The organism is Natronomonas amylolytica, from assembly GCF_037031205.1.
GTDB classification, from domain to species: Archaea; Halobacteriota; Halobacteria; order Halobacteriales; family Haloarculaceae; genus Natronomonas; species Natronomonas amylolytica.
The window spans coordinates 1-24,094 of record NZ_JAYEZM010000007.1 but is presented as its reverse complement, the minus strand read 5'-3'; the positions used below and the strand labels follow the sequence as shown (position 1 = coordinate 24,094).

The following is a 24,094-nucleotide window of genomic DNA, read 5'->3' as shown; positions in this document are numbered from 1 at the left end:
GTCAGTCGGCGGCGTCGTTGGCCCGGGAGGACGCATCTGCCGATTCGAACTCCGCAATGGCCGACGAAACCGGGACGACGGCCTCCTGAACGTGTGGGTAGGCCGCCCGGACGGACGCCCCATCCGAGACGACGAGCCACAGCACCGGCAGCGAGACCATCTCTCGGACGTCGTCGACGTCCGGGTCGTAAGCCGACCGACTCTCGAAGAACGGCGACAGGGACGCCTCCGTCGTCGACGCCCATTCGCGGACGCGCTCGTACCACTCGAGGGTCTCGCCGTCGCCGTCGCGCGGCAGCCGCGCCGGATGGTGAACGACCGACAGCCGACCGGGGTCGATGGCCCGCTCCAGCCGCGAGCGAAGGCGGTCCTGCTGTTCTGCTATCGGCGGCTGGACGCTCTCTCGAAGGAACAACCGGAGCCGGTTACCGTCGTCAGCTGACATGTGATACCACGACACCCGTCGAGTGTATAAATTTACGTGTCGTTGTGAGTTTCCTCCCCGTCATCGTCGGCATCCACGTCCTCCTTCAGGGACGCCAGTTCGGCGTCGATGTCGACCGCGTCGGCGGCCGTCTCGTCGGCTTCCTCGGTAGCCGCCGTCCCGCGCGCCGGTTCGTCGGTATCTTCCGTCTCTGCTTCGCTGTCCACGTCGATGGCCGTCCGCTCGGCGGTCTCGGCTTCCGGTCGTTCGGCGGACTCGATTTCGGCGAGCCGGTCGTCGACCTCGGCCCGGAGTTGCCGGGCCTGTTCGAGCAGGCGCTCGGCCTCCGGGTTCCGGGGCGTGCCGTCCGTCGTGGCCGCCTGGAGGTCGGCCAGCGCGTCGTCGAGTCGTTCGAGCGTGGTTCGGCTCGCGGCCGCCAGTCGGTCGACGCCCTCTCGACTGCCGGAGACGGCGAACTCGCTGGCCGACAGGCGGGCCTCCGTGTCGGGGTCGACCGACCGCCCCTGTGCGAGACGGATGGCCGCCGCCAGCAGTTCCAGCAGGCGGATGCTCGTCTCGAGGGTGCTGACGAGCGCCGGAATCGTGTACCGCTCGGTCAGCGCCAGCAGTTCTCCGGGGCTGGGCGGCCGCGGGAGGCCGAGCGGCCCGCGTGGCGGTTCGCGGAGTTCCGCCCGGAGTGCTTCCAGCGTGTCGGCGAGGTCGGCGGCGGCATCGGCGAGATCCTCGCCGGCCTCGGGGTCCGTCTCTGTGTCGTCCATACGTCCACTCCGGCCGGAACGCCCAAAATCGTATGGCCGAACGTTTATACGACGGCCGCCCTTTATCTCACGACGAGACCGAATGAAATTCGACCGCTCCCCGCCCGAGGACGCCGCAATCGCGCAGGGACTCGCCTCGCTGAAGCGGCAGGGCGGGACTGTGCTGGTCGTCGGTGCCGCGACGACGGCCCACGCCGACGCCTGCGAGCGGTTCCTCGGCGATACCGACCACGAGCACGTCTTCGTCCGCACCGACCGGATGGTCCGCCCCGAGGAGGAGTCATCGGAGGCCGCGGCCGTCATCGAGCGGCCGGTGCTGACCCGAAGCGCCAAAAGCGACACCACGAGGACGTCGGCCCTCGACACCGAGATGCTCTCGGCCGACATCGAATCGGCGATGCGGGCGGCGGCCGACGACGCCGAGTCGGTACGGGTCTGCTTCGATTCGCTTCGCCCACTCATCGACGGAGTCGACCGCCCGGCACTCGTCTCGTTTCTGGATACCGTCCGGGATATCGCGCGTGATACCGGTTCCGTCGTCCACTTCCACCTGCCGGCGATGGCCGACGCCGTTCCGTCCGGACTCTTCGATACCGTCGACGCAGTCGTCGAACTGAACGGGCAGGGACACGCGACCTACCAGCAGTGGCACCTCCCCGAATCCGGGCAGACGAGCGAGTGGGTCGAGATTTAGGCCGACCAAAAACTTTTAGCGGGCGTGGCGCTGAGGAGGTGGTAATGGCAGCAACTCCCCACGAGGACGAGACGGCGGTCGGTCTCCGGGTTCATTCGACCTCCCCGGAAAAGACGGTCTTTACCGAACCGGACAACAGCGACGGGTGGCTCGCGACCGATTACACCGTCGACATCGAGCGATAAAGCTCGAAAAAACGTCCGCTCTGCTTACTGGGTCGCCGACTCGAGGACGAGCGTGTCGTCTTCGAGGTAGTGTTCGAGGTGGTGAGCGTGTTCCTCGACCGTCTCGAGGGTCTCACGCAGGAGTTCGTTGGTAGCGTAGTCGCCGAGGTCGTCGGTGAGGGCGATGTGGTCCCGGAGGGACTCGATGATGACGCCGAAGGCCTCCATGTCGTTTTCCAGCGAGGTGCGGATGTCGTAGACGTCGTCGCCCTCGGGGTCGAAGGGAGCCTTCTCCTCGTAGTTCGCCCCGCCCGATAGCGGGACGCCGCCGATGGCCTGTGCGCGTTCGGCGAGCAAGTCGGCGCCCTCTTCGAGGTCGGCGGCGACCTCGCCGAGGTATTCGTGAACCTCGAGGAACTCCGCGCCCTCGACGTTCCAGTGGTGTTTCTTGATCTGATGATAGAGGACGTAGGTCGCGGCGAGGTCGGTGTTCAGCGCCTCGACGATCTGTTCGGCCTTGTCCGCATCGAGGCGGAGCGCCTCGCTTTCCTCGATACTCCCGGCTTGACGACGGACCGATTTTTGGGTGCTCATACGAGGAAAAATACGAGCGCAACCAACTTAAGTGTTTTCGACAAATAAAGGATATTTCTCTATTCAAAAATATTTATTTTCGGTTTGCCTAATACGCCCCCACCTACTGTGATACGTTTCCACGCATTCCCTGCCGACGGTTCGCACGCACGCGTCAGTTCATAAGCGCTTTTATGCGGTGGTGCAGTACGAAGGAGTACAGCCTACGCGGGGTTGTGATGCTCCTAGCCGGATTCAGGACAAACGCGTGCCGTCGGGGCACGAGAACCGCGTCGTGGGGCGACCCCACGACGGTACGGTTCGACGGCGGGGGAGCGCGAGCCCGCGCGTAGGAGGAGTGCTACAAACCAATGTCAGTATACGTAGATTTCGACGTGCCGGCTGACCTCCAAGAGGACGCCATCGAGGCCCTCGAGGTCGCCCGGGACACCGGTTCGGTAAAGAAAGGGACGAACGAGACAACCAAAGCCGTCGAGCGAGGCAACGCTGACCTCGTCTTCGTCGCCGAAGACGTCAGCCCCGAAGAGGTCGTCATGCACCTCCCGGAGATCGCCGACGAGAAGGAGGTTCCGTACGTCTTCGTGAGCGAACAGGACGACATCGGCCACGCCGCCGGTCTCGAAGTCGGCAGCGCCGCCGCCGCCATCGTCGACGCCGGCGAGGCCGAGGCCGACGTCGAAGACATCGCCGAGAAAGTCGAGGAACTCCGGTAGGTGACCAAGGATGAGTGCTGAAGAAGAAGGGGACGGCGCGACCCCTGCCGAAGTAATCGAGATCGTCGGGAAGACCGGCATGCACGGCGAAGCCATGCAGGTCAAGTGCCGAATCAAGGAGGGCGAAAATCAGGGCCGCATCATCGCCCGGAACGTCCTCGGACCGGTGCGCGTCGGCGACGTGCTCCAGCTTCGCGAGACGGCTCGCGAAGCCGACTCCATCGGAGGCCAGTAACCCATGCCACAGACACGAGATTGTGACTACTGCGGTGACGACATCGAGCCCGGAACGGGCACGATGTACGTCGCTAACAGCGGCCGTATCACGCACTTCTGTTCCGCGAAGTGCGAGAAGAACTCGGACCTCGGTCGCGAACCGCGCGACCTCGAATGGACGGGCGGCGCGGGCGAGGCCGCCGAGGCCGAAGCCAAGTCGGCCGCCGAAACGGCAGCAGAGCAGGAAGCGGAAGCAGAGGCCGAGGCTGAAGAAGAAGCCGACGCCGAAACCGAGGAGGACGTCGACGAGACGCCCGACCTCGAAGCCGCCGAGGAAGAGGCCGAAGACGCCGAGGACGACGAGGAAGACGAGGAGTCCGAAGCCTCCGAGGACGACGGCGACGAGGAAGACGAAGAGGAGGTCGAGGCGTAGATGTCCGACCGCGAACGAACCTTCGTCATGGTCAAGCCGGACGGCGTTCACCGCGGCCTCATCGGCGAAATCGTCTCCCGATTCGAGGACCGTGGCCTGAAGATGGTCGCCGGCAAGTTCATGCAGTTGGACGACGACCACGCCCGCGAACACTACGCGGACCTCTCCGACGAGCCCTTCTTCGAGGGCCTCGTCGACTTCATCACCTCGGGTCCCGTCTTCGCGATGGTCTGGGAAGGCAAGGACGCGGTCGCACAGGTACGGAGCATGATGGGCGAGACCGACCCCGCCGAATCGCCGCCGGGCAGCATCCGCGGCGACCTCGGTATCGACCTCGGTCGCAACGTCATCCACGGTTCCGACACCGAACCCGGCTCCGCCGAGCGCGAAATCGAGTTGTTCTTCGACGACGAGGAACTCATCGATTACGAGCGCAACGACGAGAGCTGGCTCTACGAGTAATTTCTCGGCCGCGACGGCCGGCTTTTTATCATCTCCCCACGTAGCCTCGGGTATGTTCTGGAACGTACTCGCGGTCGTGTACGGTGGCTTCGTCGCCGCCTTCCCGGAGAAGGCAATCGACTACCTCACTCGCTTCGTCCTCGTCGGCTACGAGAACCCCGAGGACCTCGAACCGAGCGACTGGTTCGTCTCGCTGACCCGCATCGAGGGCGTCCTGCTGGCGGTGACCGGCGTCGTCACGCTGCTGGTCGACGCCCTCCTCGTCGGCGAGGAAGAAGGCGAGGCTGACGCAGTAGCGGTCGAAGAATAACGCGGTCTTTTTCGTTCAGTTCCGGTCGGTCACGCTCGAAATCGGGAGTGGTGACGCCGTTACTCGCCGGCGTAGCCGATGTCGATTTCGCCGGCGTCGAGTTCGGCCTCGACCTCGCGGGCGGCCTGAACCATGTTCTCCATCTTCTGGTAGGCGACCTCGCGGGGCAGGAGCTTGACGCCGCAGTCCGGCGAGACGGTCAGCCGCTCCGGCGGGACGACCTCGAAGCCCTTCTTGATGTTCTCCTTTATCTCCTCGACGGATTCGACCTCCGTGGTGTGGACGTCGACGACGCCCAGCGCGAGGTCCTTCGTGAACTCGTGTTCTTTGAAGACGTCGAGCTGTTCGTAGCCGTCGTTGGCGAGTTCGAGGTCGTACTCGTGGACCGGCATGTCCAGAATCTCGGGGTAGATACGGGAGTAGTCGCCGTAACAGACGTGGAGGCCGAGACGGACGTCCTCCGGGATGCCCTCGGCGATGTTCTCGAGACACTCGCCGACGATGGCGTGGTCGTCCGGCGTGGTCGCGAGCGCGGGCTCGTCGATCTGGATGTAGCGGGCGCCCGCCTCGACGAGCTTCTCGATTTCCTCGTTGACGAGGTCGGCGAGTTCGTAGGCGAGTTCCTCCTCGCTGTCGTAGTGTTCGTTGAACGACCACGACGCGAGCGTGTAGGGGCCCGTAATCGGGACCTTCACGGGGCGGTTGGTGACGCCGGTGGTGAACTCGAACTCGTCGACGAGCCACGGTTCGTCGTATTCGACCTCGTCGGCGACGGAGGGCTTGTCGAAGTAGTTGTGTCCCCAGACCTTGACCGGGCCGTTGAACTCGTAGCCGTCGATGCGGTGGGCGAAGTACTCGACCATCTCGTTGCGCCGCATCTCGCCGTCGACGACGACGTCGAGCCCCGAACGGACGTGCTCGTCGGTGATGAGACGGGCCGCGTCGTCGAGGGCCTCATCGAGGTCGTCCTCGTCGAAATCGTGGTCGTCGTCTTCCTTCAGTTCCTTCGCGCGGTTGAGCCACTTGGGCTTGGGGTAGGAACCGACCACGGTCGTCAAAAGGAAGTGGTCGGTCGGGTGGTCGGCGGGGCGGAACTGTTCGCGGGTATTGGAAAGCAGGTTGGCAGTCATAGGGACACCTCCTCGGTGGCGTCGGCAAGCGCGTCCAGTTTTGCCTCGAACTTGTTCTGCGGGAGGTAGAACAGTTCGGTGTTGCTCGTCGCGTAGACGGTGTCGAACGCCTGAGCGGGAACGTTGTCGTCGACCCACTCGATGCGTTCGGCGATGTCCTCGGGCGGTTCGACCAGCGTGTTCTGGCCGTCGACGACGCCCAGCGCGATGGAGTCCTTGGTGCCGTACTCCTGGATGTTGTAGATGTTCGTCTCGTGGTCCGAGACGAAGTCGAAGCCGATGGCGTCGACGTCGGCGTCCATCAGGTGGGCGTAGGGCTTCTCGGGGATGGCGCCCCAGTAGGTGTGGACGACGACGTCGGTGTCAACGGCGTTCGCGACGGTGTCGATGGCCTCGCTGGCGCGCTCGTCTTCGCCCTCCTCGGGCGCGTTCTCGACGAGCGAGGGCTCGAGCAGGAAGAGCGTCTCGACGCCCTCGATGGCGTCGGCCTCGTCGGCGAGGAACTCGGCGACCGCATCGAGGAAGGCGGCCTCGTCGCCGTAGTGCTCGTCGGTCGCGAGGTCGGCAAGCGAGTAGGGGCCGGGCAGGACGGCCTGATTCACGTCGGGGGCGGACGCAATCTCGTCGGCGACGTCGCCGTCGAACGTGAGGTCACCCTCGACCACGGGCTCTCGATAGAAGTTGTTGTTGTCGTAGTAGCGGACGATACCACGAGTGTCGACGTTGTCGTGGGCACACAGCGGGTGGGCGAGCATGTCGTCCCACCGGAGCTGGCCCTCGCCGACCCGGTCGAGGCCGGCCTCAAGTTGCCGGTCGACGACCTCCTCGCGGGCGGTCGCGTAGGCGTCGACGATGTCGTCGGACTCGTCGCCCGAGATGAGGTCGTCCTTCTGGTGGCCTTTCAGATGCGATAGCTCGTCTTTGGCCCAGTCCGGTAGCGGGAAGAGACCGGGCGTCGTCGCGAGTACCTCCGTCATTACGTTCGGCTACGCCATGACGGCGTTTAATATTTCCTACTTAGGTATTCTTGTGGGTAATCTCCAGCGTGACGAGGCGCTCGAAGGGGAACGATTCTTCGGCGATTTCCCGGGTTTCCATCCCCGCGTCGTCGGCGAGTTCCGCGACGGCGTCGATGTCCGTCAGCGTCGAGACGAGCAGGTAGACCCGGCCGGCGGGACGCAGGATTCGCCCCACGTCGGCGAGGAACGGCCGGATGACCCGGCGGCCGTCCTCGCCGCCCGACAACGCGTGTTCCAGCGGGTCGTCCCACTCCTCCTCGGGCGGGGTCGGCAGGTAGGGCGGGTTGAAACAGACGACGTCGAAGGAATCCCGCGCGAAGGGGTCGGTGAGGTTCCCCCGGACGGCCTCGATGCCCTCCTCGCGGGCGCGGCGACAGGCCTCGGGGTTGATATCGGAGCCGACGACGCGGGCGCCGGTCTCCTCGGCGATTCGGGCGGCGACGTAGCCCGAGCCCGTGCCGACCTCCAGAACGCGCTCGTCGGCGTCGATGCGGTCGACGACGGCGTCGGCCAACAGTCGGGAGTCCTCCGCCGGTTCGTACACCGTCGGCATCTCGCGCCGGTCCGAAAGCGTCACTCGTCTTCGTCCTCCGGTTCGTCGGACTCGGTGGCGTCATCGCCGGCTCCCGTGTCGGCGCCGTCGGCTTTGGTTTCCTCCGCGTCGTCGTTCTCGCCGTCTTCGTCGTCCTCGTCATCTTGGTCGGGGCCGCCGTCGCCGCCGTACCGCTCCTCGACGGGTTCCTCGACGAGGGTCGCATCGTCGGCCTCGGAGACGCGTTCGACGGCTTCCTCGACGCGCTCGTCGTCCGCACGGGAGACCTGCCGGACGGCCTGTGTGACGTCCTTGTCCTCGAGGTCGGCCCCGCGCCCGAGGTCGCCGTCCGTCGAAACCCGGAGGCCGTCGGTATCCTCCCGGCCCATGAGTTCGCGCTGGGGATAGGGAATCTTGATGTCCTCCTCGTCGAAGGCGTCCTTGACGGCCCGGATGACCTCGTTTTGGGCGCTGAGCTTCTGCTGGATGGTCGGGCGGGTGATCCAGTACCGCAGACGGAGGACGATGGCCGAGTCCGAGAAGGAATCGAGAATCACGTCGGGGTTCGGACTGGCGGCGACCGTTTCACAGCCGTCCATCGCGTCGGTCGCGACGCTCATCGCGGTCGCCATGTCGGTCTCGTAGTCGATGCCGACCTTCGTAATCAGCCGCAGGCGGTCGGTCTTCGAGTAGTTGACCACCTCGCTGTCGGTGACGCTATCGTTCGGAACGACGACGTGTTCCTCGTTGAACGTCCGAATCTGCGTGTTATAAATCGTGATCTGGGTGACGATGCCCTCACGGTCGCCGATCGAGACCCAGTCGCCGACCTCGAAGGGCCGGGCGAAAAGCAACACGAAGCCCGCGAGGACGTCCGAGAGCGTCTTCCGGGCGGCGAAGCCGACGATGATACCGATGGCGCCGGCCCCGAGTAGGATGTCGCCCCACGACAACTCCCAGAGGAACCAGATGAACGCGAAGGCGTTCAAAAAGAGGAATATCTGGACGAGATGGTGGACGAGTTCCCGCTGGTGTGGCGTCAGTTCGACGCGTCCGGAGCCGAACTTGATGAAGCGCTTCGTGATTCGGGTCAGCGTGTAGGTGACCGCGAGGACGACGAACGACACCAGCAGGAGGATTCCCCGCTCGGGGCTGAACCCGAACTCGCCGAACGTCTGGAGGAGCCGGTTCGTCTGTCGCCAGACGGCGATGACGAAGACACTCACGAGAATGGCGCCGATGGTCCCCAGCAGCGCGAGCAGTATCTCGACGCCGTCCTCGTCGTATCTGTCCTTCAGGGGTCGAGCCACACGATAGAGTAACGCGATGAACAGGACGAACCCGACGCCGGCGCCGACCGTCGCCGCGTACTGGGCCGTTCTGGTGTTGAACGCGAGCTGGATGCGGTAGATGGCGCGCCAGTATATCTGGAGAAGGGTTAGTCCGAACATGATAGCACGTCAATCGACTGATAGGGGGTGGTTGGAACGGGGGTGACAAGTTTTCGTCGGTACTCGGTGTACCCTCACCGACCCGCTCATGCGACGCGCTCGGCGATGCGTGCCAGTCGGGCGAACTCCGCCGGCGGCACGTTGCCCGCGCGCTTGCGCATCAGTTCCTCGCCGGCCTCCTCGACGACGGCGTCGGGGTTCTCGATACCCGAGATGTGAGTCGTGTTCCGCACGGCGTTCCGCATCGTCTTCCGACGCTGAGTGAAAACCGCCCGCACCAGTTTCATGAAGGCTTCGTCGTCGGGCACCTCGTATTCGGGCTCTCGAGGCGTCGTCCGCACCACCGCGCTTTCGACCGCGGGTGCCGGCGAGAAGGCCTCCTTCGGCACCGGCTCGACGACCTCGACTTCGGCGTAGTGGCCCGCCGTCACCGACAGCCGGCCGTACTCGTCGGTTCCCGGCTCTGCCGCCATCCGCTCGGCGAACTCCTTCTGGAACATCAGAACGGTCGGCTTTCCCTCGGGCAGCAGGCGGAAGGTGATCTCCGAGGAGACCCCGTAGGGCAGGTTCGAGACCGAGGCAGTGAAATCGGGGAAGTCGACGTCGAGGGCGTCGCCCTCGATGACGGTGAGGGCGCCGGCCGCGATTTCGTCAGCGAACTCCTCGCGCAGGAAGGCCGCGAGCGTCGGGTCGCGTTCGATAACGGTGACCTCGTCGCCGACCTCTAGGAGGCGGTCGGTGAGGGCGCCCGTTCCGCCGCCGATTTCGAGGATATGGGCGGTGTCGGCGTCGTCGGGGAGGTAGCCGGGGAGCCTATCGAGGACGCGGTCGTCGACGAGGAAGTGCTGGTCGCGCTCCGGGTCGCCGCGCACGCCGGCACGGGCGAGGAGCGCGTCGGGGTCGCGCATACCGGTCGGTAGCGGACGGCGCCGTATATCGTTCACCATTCGGAGAAGGCGTCGGCCGGCGTTATTCGGATTCGCGCCGGGCGAAGATGCGGTATTTGAGGTCCTCCTTCTGGAGTTCCTCGAGGATGCGTTCGACGAGTACCTCCCGGGGGTCGTGCAGGCCCGAGACGCGGTCCTCGATGTCCTCGAAGCTCTCGAAGGGCTTGCGCTTGCGCGCATCGAGGACGTTGTTCCGCAGTTTCTTGCCGATCCCCGGAAGCAGGTTCAGCACGTGGAGTCGCGTGGTTATCGGCTGGGCGTCGTTGTAGAAGTCGACGAACCGCTGCTCGTCGGCATCGATGATGGCGTCGACCGCGTATTCGACCTCGGATTGGGCCGTACTCGAGAGGTCCGCGTACTCGATGTCCGTGAGGTCCTTGATGTGCTCACTCGGCGGGTCGATCTCGACGCGGTCGCCGATATTGACGTGGGCCTCGTCGTCGAGCGCGATCTCGACGAGTCGGAAATCCGACTCGCCGAGCGCGAACGCGACCGGGGATTTCTGATACTGCGGGCGGTCGTCCTCGGGCCGCCCCCGAGGCATGAAGTCCAGTAGGACCGCCGTCGTAGGTTCGCCTTCGTCACCGGCGTTGCTCATGGTATCGAGTAGGGGAAGGCCGTATTTAAAACAGGTGCCGCTCTAGGCGTATTTGACGACGATGTCGAGAACGTCGTCGAGTTCGTCGCCCGAAAGCGAGTAGCGCTCCTGTGCGAAGACCGACCGGAGTTCGTCGCGGTCCTCCGGAAGGAGGTCGGCGATCTTGTAGGCGGTCGCCTCGTCGATCTTCTCGAGTTCCAGCAGCTCCTCGACCAGTTCGACGGACTCCTCGGCGTCGAGGACCGAAAACCGGTTGACGTGCTCGATGGCGCGGGCGAGTTCGTATGGCATCTCCCGCTCCTCGTCGAGGGCGCGGTCGGCCTCGATGTCGGCGAGGATGTCCTTGGCCTCGGAGACGGTGAGGTAGTCCTCGTCGACGATTTCCTTGAATATCGTCATTCCTGCTGGCGTCGGAGGTGTGCGGGACCTGCGATGAGGGTCTTCTCGACGTCGCCGTCCTTGATGAGGACCTTGAACGCGCTGCCCTGCTTGCCGGCGACTTCGCCGGTCTTCCCGTTGAAGCGCGGGTGGAAGCGGCCGTCCGGGACGGAGGGGTCGATCTTGAGGTGGACCTTCTCGCCGTCGTCGTACTCCTCGATGAAGTGCTGGGGCGGGGAGGTGCCTCGCTCGCGGGGTTTGTTCTTGAGTTTGTTCCGGGTTGCCTTCCGCGGACCGTTGGAACTGGGCATTCTTGACGAGACCTAATCAGGTGCGACACATAAAAGGTGCGTTCCGGCGGCGCTCCTTCCCCGTGTGCCCACGTACCGTGGACGACGGCCGCCGTATCTCGCCTATATCGAGCTAACCGTTATCAAAGTACGGGTCGGGAAGGACGCCGAGCCGGCGGCTGGCCGGCGTCGGAACGCGGAGAAGGGGTCGGCTTATATACGGCCGACTTCGTCGACGTCGACGCTCTCGACGCCCTCGACTTCCGCGAAGGCGTCCTCGACGGCGTCGGTGCCGCCGGCCTCGTCGGGGATGATGACCGTCGGGAACATCGCGATTAAGCCGAACGCGACGTCCTCGCGGTCGACACGGCTGATTTTCGCGCCCTCGGGGAGGGCGTTCTCGAGTCGTTCTTGGAGGTCGTCAAGGTCGACCTCGGGGCTTTGCGGCATGACCTTCATCTTGGCAGCTACTTTTCCCATGTTTACGGACCCATGAACCCACAGTCGGGGCACTCGTAGAGGTTGCTCTGTTTGCGACACTTCGAACACCGGAAGATGAGATGCCCACAGTCCGGGCACTTGAACTTCGCGGCGCTGGTCCCGGAGATGTTGATCCCACAGGAGATGCACTTGCGTGCCCGCCGTTCGGAACTCTCGCTGCTCATACATCGTGGTGCGGCGCGGCGACATTTAACTCTTACATCTTAAGATTCCGCCCGCAACGGGCCGTTCGGGAGTGGTTCGCTCACGTCCGTCCTTCGCGGCTTCGAGAGTGCGGGCTACCCGTGTATCGTCCGGCTACTCCAGGGATGACGGATTATCGGCGCTGTTCGGGCTGCGTCCAGCTGTTCCGGCGCTCCGAGAGGTATTCCCACAGCTCCATACAGCCGCACCCGTCGCTTACCTCCTGATAATAGGACTCGAATTCCTCCTCGTCGAACGCTGTACTATCCATAATCAATTATTATGTACTCCTCTCAATAAGTGTGTTGGCCAGTACCACACCACGGGAGAACTACAACTGCCCGTATCAGGCGTCGCTTCGCTCGCCGACCTCGACGAGTTGCTTGCCGATTTTGGTGCCTTCGAAGAGGTCGAAGAAGGCGTCAGGAGCGTTGTCGAGCCCCTCGACGACGTTCTCCTGGTACTCGACGTCACCCTGTGCGACCCACGTCGCGAGTCGGCTCAGCGCCTCGCCCCAGCGGTCCTCGTAGTCGCGGACGAGTAGCCCCTCGACTTTCGCGCGCGACTCGATGAGTTTGCCGAGTTTGCGCGGTCCGGTCGGTACCTCCGTGGCGTTGTACTGGGATATCTGCCCGCAGACGGCCACGCGGGCGCGGACGTTCAACAGCGGCCAGACGGCGTCGGTGACGGGGCCGCCGACGTTGTCGAAGTAGACGTCGACGCCGTCCGGGCAGGCCTCACGGAGTGCGCTCGGTACGTCCTCTTCCTTGTAATTGATGCCCTCGTCGAAGCCGACCGACTCCAGCCACTCGATTTTCTCGTCGGCGCCCGCGATGCCGACCACGTGACAGCCGTTGAGGTCGGCTATCTGGCCAACGACGCTGCCGACGGCCCCGGCCGCGGCGCTCACGACGACTGTATCGCCGGGTTTCGGCTCCGCGACGGCCGTCGTCCCGAAGTACGCCGTCACGCCGGGCATTCCGAGGACGCCGAGCGCGGTCGATATCGGGCCGTGCTCGGGGTTCACTTTCCGGAGGTCACGCCCTTCGGCGACCGCGTAATCTGCCCACTGCAGTTGGCCGGTCACCACGTCGCCTTCCTCGAAGTCGGGATGGTTCGATTCCTCTACTTCGCCGACGACGCCGGCACGCATCGTGTCGCCGACGTCCCACGGTTCCGCGTAGGATTCGGCGTCGCGCATCCGGCCACGCATGTACGGGTCCACAGACATGTAGAGCGTTCTGACCAGTACCTCGTGGGGGCCCGGGTCCGGGACCTCGGTTTCGACCTGTTCGAAGTTCTCCATCGTCGGTTCGCCGGTCGGCCGACTCTCCAGCAGCCATTGGCGGTTCGTAGCCATGCCCCGCCTTCACCCCCCGGCACCATAGGGTTCGGCCAATCGGTGGAGCCTTCCGGTACCGTCCCCACCGACCGGGTATGGATGCGGTTCGTGAGACGGCCCGCTCGCTCCGTGCGGAGACCGAGGCGACCAACGAACGCCGACTGGTCGTCCTCGCAGGCGCCCGCGAAGCCGGCTATGCGGCCACCGAGGCCGTCTGTGAGGCCGCCGACTGCCGGCCGGTCGTCATCTCCGAACGCGACGGTATCGGCGTCTCGGCGCGCACGCTCCCTCCGAAGCGTGCCGACGAACTCCTCGGGACGACCAACGACTGCGTGGTCGTCGACTGCCACGACGCCTGCCGACCCAACGCCATCGGCCGCGCGGCCGGCGCCGTCGACGGCGGCGGTCTGCTCGTCCTGCTCACGCCCGCCCTCGATTCGTGGCCGGACCGCCGGGACGGCTTCGACGAGACGCTCGCCGTCCCGCCGTTCGGCCTCGACGACGTTCGCGGCGTCTTCCGCGACCGTCTCGTCGACACTCTGCGCGCTCACCGCGGTATCGCCGTCGTCGATGTCGATACCGGAACCGTCCGCGACGACGGACTCACCGGCCCCGCGCCACGCTTCGCCCGCGAGGGGTTCGACCTCCCCGACGAGGCCGCCTTTCCCCGCGCCGTCTACGAGCGCTGTCTGACCGCCGACCAGCGGGACGCCGTCGAGGCTTGCGAGGCGCTCCGCGAAAGGGGGCAGGCGGTCGTACTGGAGGCCGACCGCGGCCGCGGGAAATCCAGCGCCGCCGGTCTCGCGGCGGCCGCGCTGGCCGCCGAAGGGCGTGACGTACTCGTCACCGCGCCCTCCTATCGCAACACGGCCGAACTCTTCGAACGCGCCAGCGAGGCGCTCGACGGCCTCGATTGCCTCGAAGCGGATGGCCGCGAGGGAAAGGGCCATCCCGAACTCCGGGTGACGGGTGGCGGCCGAATCCGCTATCGCAACCCCGCCGACGCCGTCGAGGAAACGGCGGACGTTCTCGTCGTCGACGAGGCGGCCGCGCTGTCGGTCCGGATGCTCGAATCCCTGCTGTCGGTCGCGCCGAGTGCCTGCTTCGCGACGACAGTCCACGGCTACGAGGGAGCCGGTCGTGGCTTCGACGTGCGGTTCCGGGGCCACCTCGACGAGAGCCACGAGGTGACCCTCCAGCGGCTTGCGGACCCGATTCGATACGCCGCACCGGACCCCATCGAGACGTGGCTCTTCCGGGCGCTCCTGCTGGATGCCTCCCCGCCCGCCGAGCAACTGGTCACGGACGCGACGCCCGAGACCGTCGCCTACGAACGACTCGACCCCGCGGAACTGGTCGCCGACGAACCGTGCCTCCGGGAGACGTTCGGCCTGCTGGTCAACGCCCACTACCGGACCGAACCGGACGACCTCGCGCGCCTGCTCGATGCCCCGAACATCGCGTTGCGGGCGCTGACCCACAACGGCCACGTCGTCGCCGTCGCCCTGCTCGCCCGCGAGGGGGGCCTCCCCGAGGAGACCCGTGAAGCGATGTACGAGGGCGCGCGGGTCCGCGGCAACATGGTTCCGGACGTGCTGACGAGTCAGGTGCGCGATATCGACGCTGCGGTTCCCGTCGGACTGCGGGTGATGCGCATCGCGACCCACCACGCCGCCCGCTCGCGGGGGCTCGGTTCCCACCTGCTCGGCGCCATCGAATCGGAGTTCGGTGCCGACGGCGCCCGGTCGCCGCTCGGTCGATTCGAGCCGGTCGACTACCTCGGTGTCGGCTACGGCGCCACGCCCGAGTTGCTCTCCTTCTGGCGGACCAACGGCTACGGGACGGTCCACCTCTCGACGACACGCAACGACACCAGCGGCGAGTATTCGGCGGTCATGGTCCGGCCGCTCTCCGAGGCGGGGTCCGAACTCGCCGACCGCCACACCGACTGGTTCCTGCGCCGGATTCCCGACGTCCTCGCCGACGCGCTGGACGACGCCGACCCGGACGTGGTACGCGGGGCGCTGCGGGCGGCCGACGGCAGGGTTCGGCTGTCGCTCACCGACGACGAGTGGCGCCTCGTCGCCAGCGCGGCCTTCGGTCCCGGCCTCTACGACATCGCACCCGGCGGATTCAGACGACTTGCCGTCCGTGCGCTGGTCGACGACGCCTGCGAAGACCCCGCCGACGAGCGCCTGCTCGTCGGGAAGGTGCTGCAAGCCCGCCCGTGGAACGAGACGACCGAGGCGCTGGGCTACGTCTCCGAGCGGGAGTGCATGCGCGCGCTCGGCGACGCCTTCCAGCCGCTCGTCGACCGCTACGGAACCGACATCGCCCGCGAGGAGGTCGACCGATACCGATGACGTCCAATCGGAGGCCCCGGTCGTAGCCGTGCTCCCCGTCGACCCGCTCTACGTGGCGCTCGCCCTGCTCGTCGCCGGCATCGCCGGCAGTTTCCTCCCGCTCGTTCCGGGCGGCGGCCTGTCGATGGTCGGCGTGGGCTACTACTGGTACGTCACGGGCGAGCCCGGAACGCTCGCGGTCGTCGGCCTGCTCGGCCTCGGCGTGCTGGCGGTCGCCTTCGACTGGCTGGGCGGCGCGCTCGCGGCCAACGTCGGCGGGGCGTCCATGCGGACGACCGCCATCGCCGCCGTCGTAACGCTGCCGCTGTTGGTCGTCCTCGGGCCGTTGGGCTTGCTCGTCGGCGTCGCGGGAACGGTCTTCGCCCTCGAATACCGCCGCCACGGTGACGTCGACCTGAGCCTTCGTGCGGCGGCCTACGCGACCGTCGGCGTGCTGGCGTCGACGGCGATGCAGGTGCTGATGACGGCCTCGGTTCTCGCGGGATTCCTGCTGGCCGTCCTTTTATAAGACCCAAACGGCTGTTAGGGTGCCCTGCGAAGGGAGTCCATGGAGTGTACGGAGGAGGGATGTGAGAGGGAGGCGGCCGTCCGTCTCCACATCCCGTGGGCCGAAAACCGGGTCGTCTGTGCGGCCCACGCGCGAACCCTGGCCCAGCAGGACGGGGTCGTCGCGGACCCGCTGGGGGACGGCGAACGCCTGTAACGGCTCCCTCGTCCGCATCGCTACGAGGAACCGTATCCGTCTGAGCCGCCGGATTCGCCCGCCAACTCGTGAAGGGGCGGATACGTCGGCGTCTCGATGCCGCGTTCCTCGTAGGCTTCGAGCACGCGGCGCGTCACGTCGGAACCGAACGCGAGTTCGTAGCGGTGGTCCGAGACGTACGCCCGTCCCCGCACGGTTCTGTAGGCGACCTCGTCCTCGATGCGGGCCGAGACGGGGTGGGCCTCGTCGACGTAGACGTAGGCCGACGTTATCAGCGCCTCCTCCATGATATCGAGTGCGGCGTCGAGGTCCGTCCCCGGAGCGACGGCGACGTCGACGGTGACGAGCATCATGGGACTTCCGTCGTTCGCGTTGGCGACGCTGGATTTAAACAGGGTGTCGTTCGGCACGACGATGGCGGTGTCGTCGGGGGTTCGGAGTTTCGTCGCCCGGAGGCCGATGTCGACCACCTCGCCGTAGTTGCCGTCGAGCGTCACCTTGTCGCCGACCTGATAGGGGTTCTCGACGACGAGCAACAGGCCGCCGACGATGCTGCCCGCGAGGTCCTTCAGGCCGAACCCGATGGCGGCCCCGAGCAGCCCGGAGACCGCAAGCACCTGTGCGGCCGTCAACTCCATTATCGGGACGACCACGAGATACAGCGCCGTCGCGTAGACGAGCAGTTTCACGACGGGGACGAACATCATGATGGTGATGCGCCGAGAGGGGCTCCGTTCGGCGGTGGTCGAAAGCATGAACGCCAGCGCCCTCGCGACCAGAAACGCCCCGATGAAGGCGACGACGACGCTCGCGAGCGTTCCCGCGTCGAGGAAGGCTTCGACCTCCTCGACTGGCTGTGTCTGTGCCGTCACCAGCGAGCCACCGCGGAACACGATTAGAGGAACCCCCACTGTTCGGTCACGGCGACCGCCGCCGGCACGCCGACCGGGTCGAGTCTGACCGTCCCGTCGGCCCGCGTGACGATATCGGCGCGGTCGAGTCGGCCGAGTGGTCGTTCGAGGGCGTTCCCGAACCGGTCGGCGAGGGCCCGCTCGTCGACGACACCCTGCGACAGCACGATGCGGAGCAGGAACGCACCCCGATGGTCGAGATCGACCGTCGGCGGGTCGACGTCGTTCGGTCGCATCTCACCGCCGGAGCGGCCCCGCTCCCACAGCGCGAGCGCGACGCCGGGGTTCCCGTCAGCAGCATCGGTGAGGTGGTCGAAGACGGCCGTCTCGGGCTCGACCGTCGCCTCGAAGAGCGCGCGAAGGCGGTCGCGGTCGACGACCGGAATCGGCACGGTCAGGCCGCCGTTGCCGAGCGACCGCTCTTTTACCGTGAGGAGGTCGGCGTCCGGGTCGTCATGTCGGAACGTCGGCAGCGTCGTCGACCGCTCCCGGACGAACGTCGCGAGTTCGTCGGACGGCAGTTTCCGCACCGAGAACACATGGGTGAACACGTCCTCGACGTTCCGGGCCGCGTCGAGATACGACCACGCGTGGGCGTTCCAGCCGGTGACGACCGGCGTCGAGGTTCCGGCGAGCGCGTCGAGTGCGTCCGTCAACGGTTCGAAGCCGCCGACCCGTCGGTCGTAGAGGTGCTGGCAGTCGTCGACGACGAGCGGTCCCTCTCCGATGAGAGTCTCGCGGTCCGTCGACGGGTCGAGTCGTGTGGGGGACACATCGAGGGCGCTTGCCGCGTGGTCGAGAACACGGCGTCGGCCAGCGAAGGGTGGGCCGACGACCGCAATCGGACCCCCACCGGCTTCGAGCGCCGCCTCGAAGGCCTCGATGTCGTCGAGCAGCGCGGCGGCATCGAGGTCCGACAGGGCTGCCGGCGTCGCACTCATCGCGTTCGCTCCCCGTCCATGTGCTACTGCATGCCGGGGGTCAATAAAAAACGAGGCCCCTAGGCGAGCGTCTTCGCCATCATCACTTCGTTGACGTACTCGCCGCCGATCTTGTAGTGGTCCTTCCGGGTGGCTTCGGTCTCCCAGCCCCGGGAACCGAGGAACTCGATGGCGTCCTCGTTGGTCGACGGGATGCTGTTGTAGAGCTTCTCGAAGTCGTTGTCGAGCGCCCAGTCGACGCCGTGGTCCAGCAGTTTCGAGCCGATGCCGTGGCCGCGATACTCGTCGATGACGCCGACGGTCAACTCGGCGGTGTGTTCGAGTTTCTCGATTTCGGGCGCGTTGATGTGGACCCATCCGACCACGTCTCCGTGAATCGTCGCGACGAAGAAGACCCGCTTTTGGAGGTCGTTGTGCCGAAGGAGGACGTTCTCGCTTTCGACGACGTCGGCGACGGTTTCGCCCTCGATGTAGGTCTTATCGGAGATAGCCTCCCGAATCGCGCCGACGAGCCCCGTCAGGTCGTCCTCGCGGGCCTGTCGAATCGTCACCTCCAGTCCCTCGTCGACGTAGGTCTCCTCGCTTTCGTCCTCGAAGGCCACGCGGAGTTCGTCGTCCTCGCGGGAGAGGATGCCGTCCCGACGAAGGACCGCCACGTGATGGCCGAACGCTTCCGGGCTCATGTCTAGAGACTGCCGAGCGTCCTCGTAGTCGACGGTCCCGTACCGCTCGATGTACTCGTAGATGTCCTTGCGGTCCCGGTGGCTGAATTCGAGTTCGTCGGAGAACTGCATGCTACTCGATAACACTGACCAATATAAAAAGATTGTCGCCACCGAGCTGGGTGAACACGCTAGGTGTCGGCGTGGCTCCACGACTCCCGACGGTCCCGTTCGGGGATGCCCGTGAGCAGGAGAGCGCTTTCGCGGATGCTGTGGGTGTCGACGACGAGTTCAGCGACCTCGCGGGCAGTGAAGGCCGCATCGAGGTCGGCGCCGTAGCAGGCAGCATAGAGTTCGAGCCAGTCGTTGAGCGCCTGCTCAAGCAGGACGAACTCGGCGTCGGTGAACCGAACCATCTCGCCGGTCCGTGCATCGATGTAGAGGGCGACGACATCCCCCACCCCCTCGGTGAGATACGTCAGTGCGGCCTCCTCGTCGGGTGGATTGGAAGGCGGCTCGAAGGCCTCCCTGTCCCGATGAGCGCGTTCGGCCAGCGTCTCTATACGTTCGGAAACGTCGGTCATCCGTCCTTGAACTCGACTCCCTTGCCGCCCGGTGGGTGGTCCCAATCGGTGTCGGCGACGATGGCACAGGTCCCGCATTCGACACACGGCTGGGTGTCGAGGCTGACGACTCGCTCCTCACTACCGTTCCGCTTGACCGTCTCGCTTCGGTAACAGCCACCGCCGAAACCTTCGGCACTGACGGGACAGGCCGTCACTGCGGTACCGCTGGCCTCGTAGCTGTTGTCGAGCAACTCGATGTGCGGGTCGTCGACGTCGTAGGTGAGTTCACCGATACGGTCGCCGAGGTTCGGCGGTTCGATGGTGTTTTCGGCGTCGACCCGCTCGCCGAGTACCTCCCCGACGACACGCGGCACCGTCACGTACGACGTCCGGGTATCAGGTATCATCCCGAGGAGGAACGGCGAATTGAACGCGCGTTCGATGGCCCCGTCGAAGAGCTTCACGCCCGCCCGTCCGACAGGGGAATCGACGAGACTGCTCCCGACCTTCGTCACGAGGTCGCTCTCGGAGAGCGTCCGACTCAGTCGGTAGCGTCTCGGTCTGAGCTTGGCCATCACACCCTCGTCGACGAGCTTCTTCTCGTAGAGTTCGCCGGCAACGTCGGTGTCGCCGCGGGTTTTCGCCTCGGCGAACGCCTCGGCAGCGAGGCCGCCCGCGGTGACCGCATGGTTCATCCCCTTGATGATGGGGCCCTGTGCCTGCATCTGGCCGGCCGCGTCCCCGACCAGCATCAGTCGACCCTGGTGTGGTGACGGATGAGCCGCCTTCTTCGAGTCGGGGACGAGCTTCGCCGAGTACTCCCGTTCGTGGTACTCGCCTTCGAACCACTGGTCGAGCAGTGGGTGGGTCAACAGTGCGTCCAGCAGTTCGTGCGGTTCGGCCCGCTTCTCCGCGAGCGAATCCAGGTGGAATACCGTCCCGATAGACAGCGACTCCTCGTTGGTGTAGAGGAAGCCGCCGCCTCGGACGCCCTCGAAGATGTCACCCGAGAACAGGTGCGCGACGCCGTCGTCGGGAGCCACGTCGAACCGTTCGTTGATGACGTCGGGCTCCATGTCGACGACCGCCTTGACGCCCTGGAAGTACTCGTCGGGTTCCTCGTAATCCATCAGGCCCGCATCACGGGCCAACTCCGAGTTGACACCGTCGGCCGCGATTATCACGTCCGCCGTTATCGGGTCGAGTTCGTCGCAGGTGACGCCGACGATCTCGCCGCCCTCTCTGAGAAGGCCGTTTACCCGCACCTCCGTCAGCAGGCCGCCGCCGGTCTCGCTACATTTCTCGTGGACGCGCTCGGCGAGCCACGAGTCCATCTTCCGCCGGAGCACCGCGTCACACCACTCCGTGTCGTGGTGGTGGATATCCGAGAGGTCGAACGTCTTGACCTTCTCGCCGGCGAGGTTGTGGATGTAGTAGTCCGAGACGGGGCGTTCAGCGGCTTCCTCGCGGAAGCCGTCGAACAATTTGTCGATGGTGTAGGGCGCTGATTCCTCGGCGTAGATGAGGCCGCCGGAGACGTTCTTCGAACCGGCGTCGACACCCCGTTCGAGGACGAGGGTTTCCACGCCCTGTTCGGCCAGCGTCGCGGCCGCCGCGGCCCCTCCGGGCCCGGCACCGACCACGACCGCCTCGAAATGCTCGTAGTCGTCAGTCATCGCTCACCTCCGCGACCGCATCGGCTAACTCGCCTTCTTTCAGTGCCTCGATCATCCGGGGCAGCACCTCGAAGAGGTCCCCCTCGATGAAGTAATCCGAAAACTCCCGAATGTCGGCGTCCGGGTCGGTGTTGATGGAGATGATGGTGTCGGACTCGTCCATCCCGACCTTGTGCTGGACCGCTCCGGAGATGCCGGCGGCGATGTACAGATCCGGTTCGACGACCTGTCCGGATTCGCCGATCTGTCGTTCTTCGGCGACGTAATCGTCGACGTGGCCATCGAACTCGTAGGAGGCAGTGATGACGCCACGGGAGAGACCGAGGTCGGCCTCCTCGAAGGCGTCGACCAGCTCGAGTCCGAGTTCCATTCCTCGTGTCGGTTCATCGCCGATGCCCCGCCCGAGAGCGACGACGACCTCGTTGTCGGTCAGGTCGACACCGCCTTCGAGTTGGTCGTACTCGATCACCTCGACGTGGAACCACTCGTCGGGAAGGTCCATTCCGTGCTCGACGGTTTCGCCCTCCCGTTCGGCGTCCGGTTCGGGCAGGTCGAAGGCCCCGGGAATGACGCTCGCACCCTGTGGGTGGAAGTCTCGGTGCGGTTTGTCGATACAGAGAATCGTCGAATACTCGAACCCGGAGAAGTCGGGACGGGGCATGTGCAGGACGCGGTCGAACGCCTTCGTTTCGCCCGGCGTCCCGGTTTTCGCGGGATTCGAGATGTTCGCAGTGTCGATATAGAGGTCCGAACAGTCCGACGCAAGCCCCGAATCGAGGTCTGCCTGAACCAGCGCCGAGAGGTCCCGACCGTTGTTCGTCGCCGGGAAGACGTTGTACCGTGGTTCGTGGTAATCACGCCACTCGAAGTCGGCATCCCGACACATATGGCAGAATATCTCCGTGTACGGCTTGTGTCGGAACCGGGACAGGCGCTCGTCTTCGTGGTAGACGACGCGGTCGGCGCCGTAGGCGATGGCCTCCTCGGCGAGGTCGGCGATGTCGTCGCCGATGAGGACGGCGACGACCTGCTCGTCCTCGTCGTACTCGTCGTTGTAGCCATCCATCAACTCACGGGCCTTTCCGAGCATCTCCTTCGAGACGTCGATGAGTTCACCCTGCTGAGTCTCGCAGTAGACCCACATGTCACGGTATTCGCCGTCGACGGTCCCCTCCACCCACCGCTTCTCCGAGGTCGGATGGTCGAGGTCGGGGTACTTCTCCTCCGGTGGGACGTACTCGACTTCCGTTTCTTCGGCGTCCTCGTCTTCGGTCAGGTTGTCGATTCGGCTCTCGATCTGTGAGATGGCCGATTTGCGTTCCTTTCCATCGCGTTCGCGGTCGAGGAGATCCTCGAGGACATCGACATCCTCGATGCCCCGTACCATGTTCGCGATATCGGCAACTGTCATCTCCGTCAGGTCCGCCTCGCTGGGGTCGGCGGCCTCCTCATCCTCGGAGAGCGTGTCGATGCGTCCCTCGATGAGCGTCTTCACCGGCTGGCGATCCTCGCCGGCCGCCTCGAGTTCGAGCATCTCCTCTAGCTCGTCGACGTCCTCGACGTCCTTGATTTTCGGTCCGAGTTCCGCGATTTCGTACTCCGTAGGATCTATCGATACCATAATCAGTCACCTGCCGCGTACGGCTGCATCTCTTCGAGTACGTCCTTCATCCCGCCCTCGTCGTCGGGTGTGACGGTCGTCGCCTCCCGTTCGGAGGGTGCCTTCGGGATCGGGTCGACGCCCGCGACGATGGTCGGCGAGCCATCCAGCCCGATGTAGTCGGGGTCGAGATTGAGGTCCTCGTGGTTCCACATCGTGACCAGGTCCTCGTAGTTCTCTGCCCGCTTTTCCGTCTCAGCACGCAGTTCCTTGTGCTTGAGCCTGTGTGCTGCCATCCGGTAGCTCGGTTCGAACTCGGGGTCCGTAACGACGAACGCCGGGAGGTCGGCCTCGACCGTCTCTATCTCCTCGACATCACCCTCGACGAGCCGTTTCGCCCGGAGTCGCCCCTCGTCTTCGTCGATGTCGAGCGCGACGACGTGTGTTATCAGCGGCCGGTCAAGACACCAGTTCGTCTGTGGCCCGGTGTGGCCGGTCTCACCGTCCGCTGTTTTGAACCCGGCAAAGATGAGGTCCGGTTCCTTCTCGAGTTTCTCGATACCGGTCGCGACGGTCATCGAGGTCGCCCAGGTGTCGGCAGCGCCCATCTCACGGTCCGAGAGCAGATACAGGTCGTCGGCGTAGACGTCACGCATGCCCTCCTGGAGTACCTCCTTGTATCCGGGCGGACCCATACTCATCAGCGTGACATCGCCGCCGTGGCGGACCTTCGTCTGCAGGGCCGCACGCAACGCGAACTTGTCGTTCGGATTCATCACCGTCGGCGTCTTCCCGCGTTCGAGGTGGCCGTCTTCGTCGAAAGAGACCTTTCCTTCACGGAAGTCGGGAACGCCTTTCGTCAACACAAGTGTGTCTATTGTCATCGTTTCCCTATGGGTGAACCACAGCAACCCACCCTAATAGTTTTTAGCACGACAACAGGCCGAAATCGCGTTGCGAACCGCTGGTCACCGACGAGTCGGTCCTTCGAAAAGAGTAGCCGTTACGTCCGGCCGGCGCGGCCGGGGTCGACGTCGATGGCGTCGACCGGACAGACGTCGACACAGAGCATGCAGTCGATACACTGGTCCTCGTTGGTCGGGTTGGCCTTGATTTCGCTTTCGGGGTGGTCCGGCGTGTCGACCCACTCGAAGACGTCGACCGGGCAGTCCTCGAGACAGGCGCCGTCGGCGATACAGATGTCGAAATCGACGGCGACGTGGGTGCCGCGGATGCCGAGCTGTTCCGGTGGCTCGGTCGGTCCCCAGACGTCGACGTCGTGTTCTTGACCTTCCTTCTCGCGGTTCTCCTCGAAGTTCGGGTCTATGGCCATTGCTACATACCAACAGTCACGGCCACTACTTAAGCGTTCCCGGGCTCACGGGCATCGTGTTTAGTTAAGCGAATTCCACCAGACGGCGAAGGCTTGCAGCCATGTTTCTGCTGTCGTCGGCTGCACGTTGCTGAAACTATTACTAAACGAAGAAGTACGTCGTTTTACTTCTCTAAATA

33 protein-coding genes and 1 pseudogene are annotated in these 24,094 nt (G+C 65.2%); 10 read left to right on the top strand and 24 right to left on the bottom strand.

The window, feature by feature from the left end:
* Position 1: 1 nt before the first annotated feature.
* Positions 2-445, bottom strand: a complete 444-nt coding sequence (locus tag U5914_RS11190; protein ID WP_336135848.1) for an HTH domain-containing protein — start codon at positions 443-445, stop codon at positions 2-4.
* 32 nt (positions 446-477) lie between these two features.
* Positions 478-1,203 carry a DUF7547 family protein gene (locus tag U5914_RS11185; RefSeq protein ID WP_336135847.1) on the bottom strand — a complete coding sequence of 242 codons (726 nt, stop codon included), beginning with the start codon at positions 1,201-1,203 and terminating at the stop codon, positions 478-480.
* Positions 1,204-1,285: 82 nt separating this feature from the next.
* Here U5914_RS11185 and U5914_RS11180 point away from each other — a divergent pair, with 82 nt between their 5' ends.
* Positions 1,286-1,897, top strand: a complete 612-nt coding sequence (locus tag U5914_RS11180; protein ID WP_336135846.1) for a DUF7504 family protein — start codon at positions 1,286-1,288, stop codon at positions 1,895-1,897.
* A gap of 44 nt (positions 1,898-1,941) precedes the next feature.
* A complete protein-coding gene (locus U5914_RS11175) occupies positions 1,942-2,082 on the top strand; it encodes a hypothetical protein (RefSeq protein ID WP_336135845.1) in 141 nt (46 codons plus the stop codon).
* A 24-nt stretch (positions 2,083-2,106) separates the two neighbouring features.
* On the opposite strand, the gene dpsA is transcribed toward U5914_RS11175, so the two are convergent.
* On the bottom strand, positions 2,107-2,655 hold the full coding sequence (gene dpsA / locus U5914_RS11170; protein ID WP_336135844.1) for a DNA starvation/stationary phase protection protein DpsA: 549 nt from the start codon (positions 2,653-2,655) through the stop codon (positions 2,107-2,109).
* 350 nt (positions 2,656-3,005) lie between these two features.
* On the opposite strand from dpsA, the gene rpl7ae reads away from it, so the two are divergent.
* From rpl7ae to U5914_RS11145, 5 genes are read left to right on the top strand one after another with little or no spacing between them, the layout of a single operon-like run.
* The gene (gene rpl7ae / locus U5914_RS11165; protein WP_336135843.1) at positions 3,006-3,368 is read left to right on the top strand and encodes a 50S ribosomal protein L7Ae; all 363 of its coding nucleotides are present in this window, start codon (positions 3,006-3,008) and stop codon (positions 3,366-3,368) included.
* Positions 3,369-3,378: 10 nt separating this feature from the next.
* Positions 3,379-3,603, top strand: coding sequence for a 30S ribosomal protein S28e (locus U5914_RS11160; protein WP_178288620.1), 225 nt, complete (start codon positions 3,379-3,381; stop codon positions 3,601-3,603).
* A gap of 3 nt (positions 3,604-3,606) precedes the next feature.
* Complete coding sequence (locus U5914_RS11155) at positions 3,607-4,017, top strand: 50S ribosomal protein L24e (protein ID WP_336135842.1); 411 nt, start codon at positions 3,607-3,609, stop codon at positions 4,015-4,017.
* Positions 4,018-4,479, top strand: coding sequence for a nucleoside-diphosphate kinase (gene ndk, locus U5914_RS11150; protein WP_336135841.1), 462 nt, complete (start codon positions 4,018-4,020; stop codon positions 4,477-4,479).
* A 52-nt stretch (positions 4,480-4,531) separates the two neighbouring features.
* The gene (locus tag U5914_RS11145) at positions 4,532-4,789 is read left to right on the top strand and encodes a DUF6199 family natural product biosynthesis protein (RefSeq protein ID WP_336135840.1); all 258 of its coding nucleotides are present in this window, start codon (positions 4,532-4,534) and stop codon (positions 4,787-4,789) included.
* A 59-nt stretch (positions 4,790-4,848) separates the two neighbouring features.
* Here the strand turns inward: U5914_RS11145 and U5914_RS11140 are convergent, their stop codons facing one another.
* From U5914_RS11140 to U5914_RS11085, 12 genes are all read right to left on the bottom strand, one after another.
* The gene (locus U5914_RS11140) at positions 4,849-5,919 is read right to left on the bottom strand and encodes a methionine synthase (RefSeq protein ID WP_336135839.1); all 1,071 of its coding nucleotides are present in this window, start codon (positions 5,917-5,919) and stop codon (positions 4,849-4,851) included.
* On the bottom strand, positions 5,916-6,896 hold the full coding sequence (locus tag U5914_RS11135; RefSeq protein ID WP_336135838.1) for a methionine synthase: 981 nt from the start codon (positions 6,894-6,896) through the stop codon (positions 5,916-5,918). Before U5914_RS11135 ends, U5914_RS11140 begins: the two co-directional genes overlap by 4 nt.
* A 40-nt stretch (positions 6,897-6,936) precedes the next feature.
* Entirely contained in the window at positions 6,937-7,515 is a 579-nt protein-coding gene (locus U5914_RS11130) for a HemK2/MTQ2 family protein methyltransferase (RefSeq protein WP_336135837.1), read from the bottom strand.
* Positions 7,512-8,921, bottom strand: a complete 1,410-nt coding sequence (locus tag U5914_RS11125; RefSeq protein WP_336135836.1) for a mechanosensitive ion channel family protein — start codon at positions 8,919-8,921, stop codon at positions 7,512-7,514. The genes U5914_RS11130 and U5914_RS11125 overlap by 4 nt, the downstream gene beginning before the upstream one ends.
* Positions 8,922-9,007: 86 nt before the next feature.
* The gene (locus U5914_RS11120) at positions 9,008-9,829 is read right to left on the bottom strand and encodes a 16S ribosomal RNA methyltransferase A (protein ID WP_336135835.1); all 822 of its coding nucleotides are present in this window, start codon (positions 9,827-9,829) and stop codon (positions 9,008-9,010) included.
* 61 nt (positions 9,830-9,890) lie between these two features.
* Entirely contained in the window at positions 9,891-10,466 is a 576-nt protein-coding gene (locus tag U5914_RS11115; protein WP_336135834.1) for a DUF655 domain-containing protein, read from the bottom strand.
* 42 nt (positions 10,467-10,508) lie between these two features.
* Positions 10,509-10,865, bottom strand: coding sequence for an RNA polymerase Rpb4 family protein (locus tag U5914_RS11110; protein WP_336135833.1), 357 nt, complete (start codon positions 10,863-10,865; stop codon positions 10,509-10,511).
* On the bottom strand, positions 10,862-11,155 hold the full coding sequence (locus U5914_RS11105) for a 50S ribosomal protein L21e (RefSeq protein ID WP_336135832.1): 294 nt from the start codon (positions 11,153-11,155) through the stop codon (positions 10,862-10,864). Before U5914_RS11105 ends, U5914_RS11110 begins: the two co-directional genes overlap by 4 nt.
* Before the next feature lie 192 nt (positions 11,156-11,347).
* A complete protein-coding gene (locus U5914_RS11100; RefSeq protein WP_336135831.1) occupies positions 11,348-11,614 on the bottom strand; it encodes an elongation factor 1-beta in 267 nt (88 codons plus the stop codon).
* Between the two features lie 2 nt (positions 11,615-11,616).
* Positions 11,617-11,799 (bottom strand): HVO_2753 family zinc finger protein, encoded by a 183-nt coding sequence (locus tag U5914_RS11095; RefSeq protein ID WP_178288608.1) that lies wholly within the window; start codon positions 11,797-11,799, stop codon positions 11,617-11,619.
* A 152-nt stretch (positions 11,800-11,951) separates the two neighbouring features.
* Positions 11,952-12,089, bottom strand: coding sequence for a hypothetical protein (locus U5914_RS11090; protein WP_336135830.1), 138 nt, complete (start codon positions 12,087-12,089; stop codon positions 11,952-11,954).
* Positions 12,090-12,164: 75 nt separating this feature from the next.
* Positions 12,165-13,178, bottom strand: coding sequence for an NADP-dependent oxidoreductase (locus U5914_RS11085; RefSeq protein WP_336135829.1), 1,014 nt, complete (start codon positions 13,176-13,178; stop codon positions 12,165-12,167).
* A gap of 77 nt (positions 13,179-13,255) precedes the next feature.
* Between U5914_RS11085 and tmcA the strand changes: the two genes are divergently transcribed.
* Genes tmcA through U5914_RS11070 form a run of 3 tightly spaced genes read left to right on the top strand, consistent with a single transcriptional unit; the run spans position 13,256 to position 16,226 of the window.
* Positions 13,256-15,523, top strand: coding sequence for a tRNA(Met) cytidine acetyltransferase TmcA (gene tmcA / locus U5914_RS11080; protein WP_336135828.1), 2,268 nt, complete (start codon positions 13,256-13,258; stop codon positions 15,521-15,523).
* A gap of 28 nt (positions 15,524-15,551) precedes the next feature.
* A complete protein-coding gene (locus U5914_RS11075; RefSeq protein WP_336135827.1) occupies positions 15,552-16,031 on the top strand; it encodes a DUF456 domain-containing protein in 480 nt (159 codons plus the stop codon).
* A 39-nt stretch (positions 16,032-16,070) separates the two neighbouring features.
* Positions 16,071-16,226: a DUF8014 family protein gene (locus tag U5914_RS11070; protein ID WP_336135826.1), complete on the top strand. Its 156-nt coding sequence runs from the start codon at positions 16,071-16,073 to the stop codon at positions 16,224-16,226.
* A gap of 20 nt (positions 16,227-16,246) precedes the next feature.
* Here the strand turns inward: U5914_RS11070 and U5914_RS11065 are convergent, their stop codons facing one another.
* The 9 genes and pseudogenes from U5914_RS11065 to U5914_RS11025 form a co-directional block, all read right to left on the bottom strand.
* Positions 16,247-17,098 carry a mechanosensitive ion channel family protein gene (locus tag U5914_RS11065; protein WP_336135825.1) on the bottom strand — a complete coding sequence of 284 codons (852 nt, stop codon included), beginning with the start codon at positions 17,096-17,098 and terminating at the stop codon, positions 16,247-16,249.
* 23 nt (positions 17,099-17,121) lie between these two features.
* On the bottom strand, positions 17,122-18,078 hold the full coding sequence (locus U5914_RS11060; protein ID WP_336135824.1) for a hypothetical protein: 957 nt from the start codon (positions 18,076-18,078) through the stop codon (positions 17,122-17,124).
* A gap of 59 nt (positions 18,079-18,137) precedes the next feature.
* Entirely contained in the window at positions 18,138-18,872 is a 735-nt protein-coding gene (locus U5914_RS11055; RefSeq protein ID WP_336135823.1) for a GNAT family N-acetyltransferase, read from the bottom strand.
* 59 nt (positions 18,873-18,931) lie between these two features.
* Positions 18,932-19,324, bottom strand: coding sequence for a DUF8055 family protein (locus U5914_RS11050; RefSeq protein WP_336135822.1), 393 nt, complete (start codon positions 19,322-19,324; stop codon positions 18,932-18,934).
* Entirely contained in the window at positions 19,321-20,982 is a 1,662-nt protein-coding gene (locus U5914_RS11045) for an FAD-dependent monooxygenase (protein ID WP_336135821.1), read from the bottom strand. The genes U5914_RS11050 and U5914_RS11045 overlap by 4 nt, the downstream gene beginning before the upstream one ends.
* Complete coding sequence (locus tag U5914_RS11040) at positions 20,975-22,603, bottom strand: electron transfer flavoprotein subunit alpha/FixB family protein (protein WP_336135820.1); 1,629 nt, start codon at positions 22,601-22,603, stop codon at positions 20,975-20,977. Before U5914_RS11040 ends, U5914_RS11045 begins: the two co-directional genes overlap by 8 nt.
* 2 nt (positions 22,604-22,605) lie before the next feature.
* The gene (locus tag U5914_RS11035) at positions 22,606-23,460 is read right to left on the bottom strand and encodes an electron transfer flavoprotein subunit beta/FixA family protein (RefSeq protein ID WP_336136036.1); all 855 of its coding nucleotides are present in this window, start codon (positions 23,458-23,460) and stop codon (positions 22,606-22,608) included.
* 125 nt (positions 23,461-23,585) lie between these two features.
* Positions 23,586-23,915: a 4Fe-4S dicluster domain-containing protein gene (locus U5914_RS11030; protein WP_336135819.1), complete on the bottom strand. Its 330-nt coding sequence runs from the start codon at positions 23,913-23,915 to the stop codon at positions 23,586-23,588.
* 60 nt (positions 23,916-23,975) lie between these two features.
* A pseudogene (locus U5914_RS11025) lies at positions 23,976-24,094 on the bottom strand (IS6 family transposase); the annotation flags it as partial.

Coding starts and splice junctions, on each gene's coding strand:
- U5914_RS11110 (WP_336135833.1), bottom strand. CDS start 10,865: ATGACGATATTCAAGGAAATCGTCGACGAGGACTACCTCACCGTCTCC.
- U5914_RS11125 (WP_336135836.1), bottom strand. CDS start 8,921: ATGTTCGGACTAACCCTTCTCCAGATATACTGGCGCGCCATCTACCGC.
- U5914_RS11115 (WP_336135834.1), bottom strand. CDS start 10,466: ATGAGCAACGCCGGTGACGAAGGCGAACCTACGACGGCGGTCCTACTG.
- U5914_RS11085 (WP_336135829.1), bottom strand. CDS start 13,178: ATGGCTACGAACCGCCAATGGCTGCTGGAGAGTCGGCCGACCGGCGAA.
- U5914_RS11040 (WP_336135820.1), bottom strand. CDS start 22,603: ATGGTATCGATAGATCCTACGGAGTACGAAATCGCGGAACTCGGACCG.
- U5914_RS11100 (WP_336135831.1), bottom strand. CDS start 11,614: ATGGGAAAAGTAGCTGCCAAGATGAAGGTCATGCCGCAAAGCCCCGAG.
- U5914_RS11055 (WP_336135823.1), bottom strand. CDS start 18,872: ATGCAGTTCTCCGACGAACTCGAATTCAGCCACCGGGACCGCAAGGAC.
- U5914_RS11155 (WP_336135842.1), top strand. CDS start 3,607: ATGCCACAGACACGAGATTGTGACTACTGCGGTGACGACATCGAGCCC.
- U5914_RS11145 (WP_336135840.1), top strand. CDS start 4,532: ATGTTCTGGAACGTACTCGCGGTCGTGTACGGTGGCTTCGTCGCCGCC.
- U5914_RS11175 (WP_336135845.1), top strand. CDS start 1,942: ATGGCAGCAACTCCCCACGAGGACGAGACGGCGGTCGGTCTCCGGGTT.
- U5914_RS11190 (WP_336135848.1), bottom strand. CDS start 445: ATGTCAGCTGACGACGGTAACCGGCTCCGGTTGTTCCTTCGAGAGAGC.
- U5914_RS11060 (WP_336135824.1), bottom strand. CDS start 18,078: ATGAGTGCGACGCCGGCAGCCCTGTCGGACCTCGATGCCGCCGCGCTG.
- ndk (WP_336135841.1), top strand. CDS start 4,018: ATGTCCGACCGCGAACGAACCTTCGTCATGGTCAAGCCGGACGGCGTT.
- tmcA (WP_336135828.1), top strand. CDS start 13,256: ATGGATGCGGTTCGTGAGACGGCCCGCTCGCTCCGTGCGGAGACCGAG.
- U5914_RS11185 (WP_336135847.1), bottom strand. CDS start 1,203: ATGGACGACACAGAGACGGACCCCGAGGCCGGCGAGGATCTCGCCGAT.
- U5914_RS11030 (WP_336135819.1), bottom strand. CDS start 23,915: ATGGCCATAGACCCGAACTTCGAGGAGAACCGCGAGAAGGAAGGTCAA.
- U5914_RS11090 (WP_336135830.1), bottom strand. CDS start 12,089: ATGGATAGTACAGCGTTCGACGAGGAGGAATTCGAGTCCTATTATCAG.
- U5914_RS11180 (WP_336135846.1), top strand. CDS start 1,286: ATGAAATTCGACCGCTCCCCGCCCGAGGACGCCGCAATCGCGCAGGGA.
- U5914_RS11120 (WP_336135835.1), bottom strand. CDS start 9,829: ATGCGCGACCCCGACGCGCTCCTCGCCCGTGCCGGCGTGCGCGGCGAC.
- U5914_RS11050 (WP_336135822.1), bottom strand. CDS start 19,324: ATGACCGACGTTTCCGAACGTATAGAGACGCTGGCCGAACGCGCTCAT.
- dpsA (WP_336135844.1), bottom strand. CDS start 2,655: ATGAGCACCCAAAAATCGGTCCGTCGTCAAGCCGGGAGTATCGAGGAA.
- rpl7ae (WP_336135843.1), top strand. CDS start 3,006: ATGTCAGTATACGTAGATTTCGACGTGCCGGCTGACCTCCAAGAGGAC.
- U5914_RS11095 (WP_178288608.1), bottom strand. CDS start 11,799: ATGAGCAGCGAGAGTTCCGAACGGCGGGCACGCAAGTGCATCTCCTGT.
- U5914_RS11070 (WP_336135826.1), top strand. CDS start 16,071: ATGGAGTGTACGGAGGAGGGATGTGAGAGGGAGGCGGCCGTCCGTCTC.
- U5914_RS11105 (WP_336135832.1), bottom strand. CDS start 11,155: ATGCCCAGTTCCAACGGTCCGCGGAAGGCAACCCGGAACAAACTCAAG.
- U5914_RS11140 (WP_336135839.1), bottom strand. CDS start 5,919: ATGACTGCCAACCTGCTTTCCAATACCCGCGAACAGTTCCGCCCCGCC.
- U5914_RS11135 (WP_336135838.1), bottom strand. CDS start 6,896: ATGACGGAGGTACTCGCGACGACGCCCGGTCTCTTCCCGCTACCGGAC.
- U5914_RS11045 (WP_336135821.1), bottom strand. CDS start 20,982: ATGACTGACGACTACGAGCATTTCGAGGCGGTCGTGGTCGGTGCCGGG.
- U5914_RS11160 (WP_178288620.1), top strand. CDS start 3,379: ATGAGTGCTGAAGAAGAAGGGGACGGCGCGACCCCTGCCGAAGTAATC.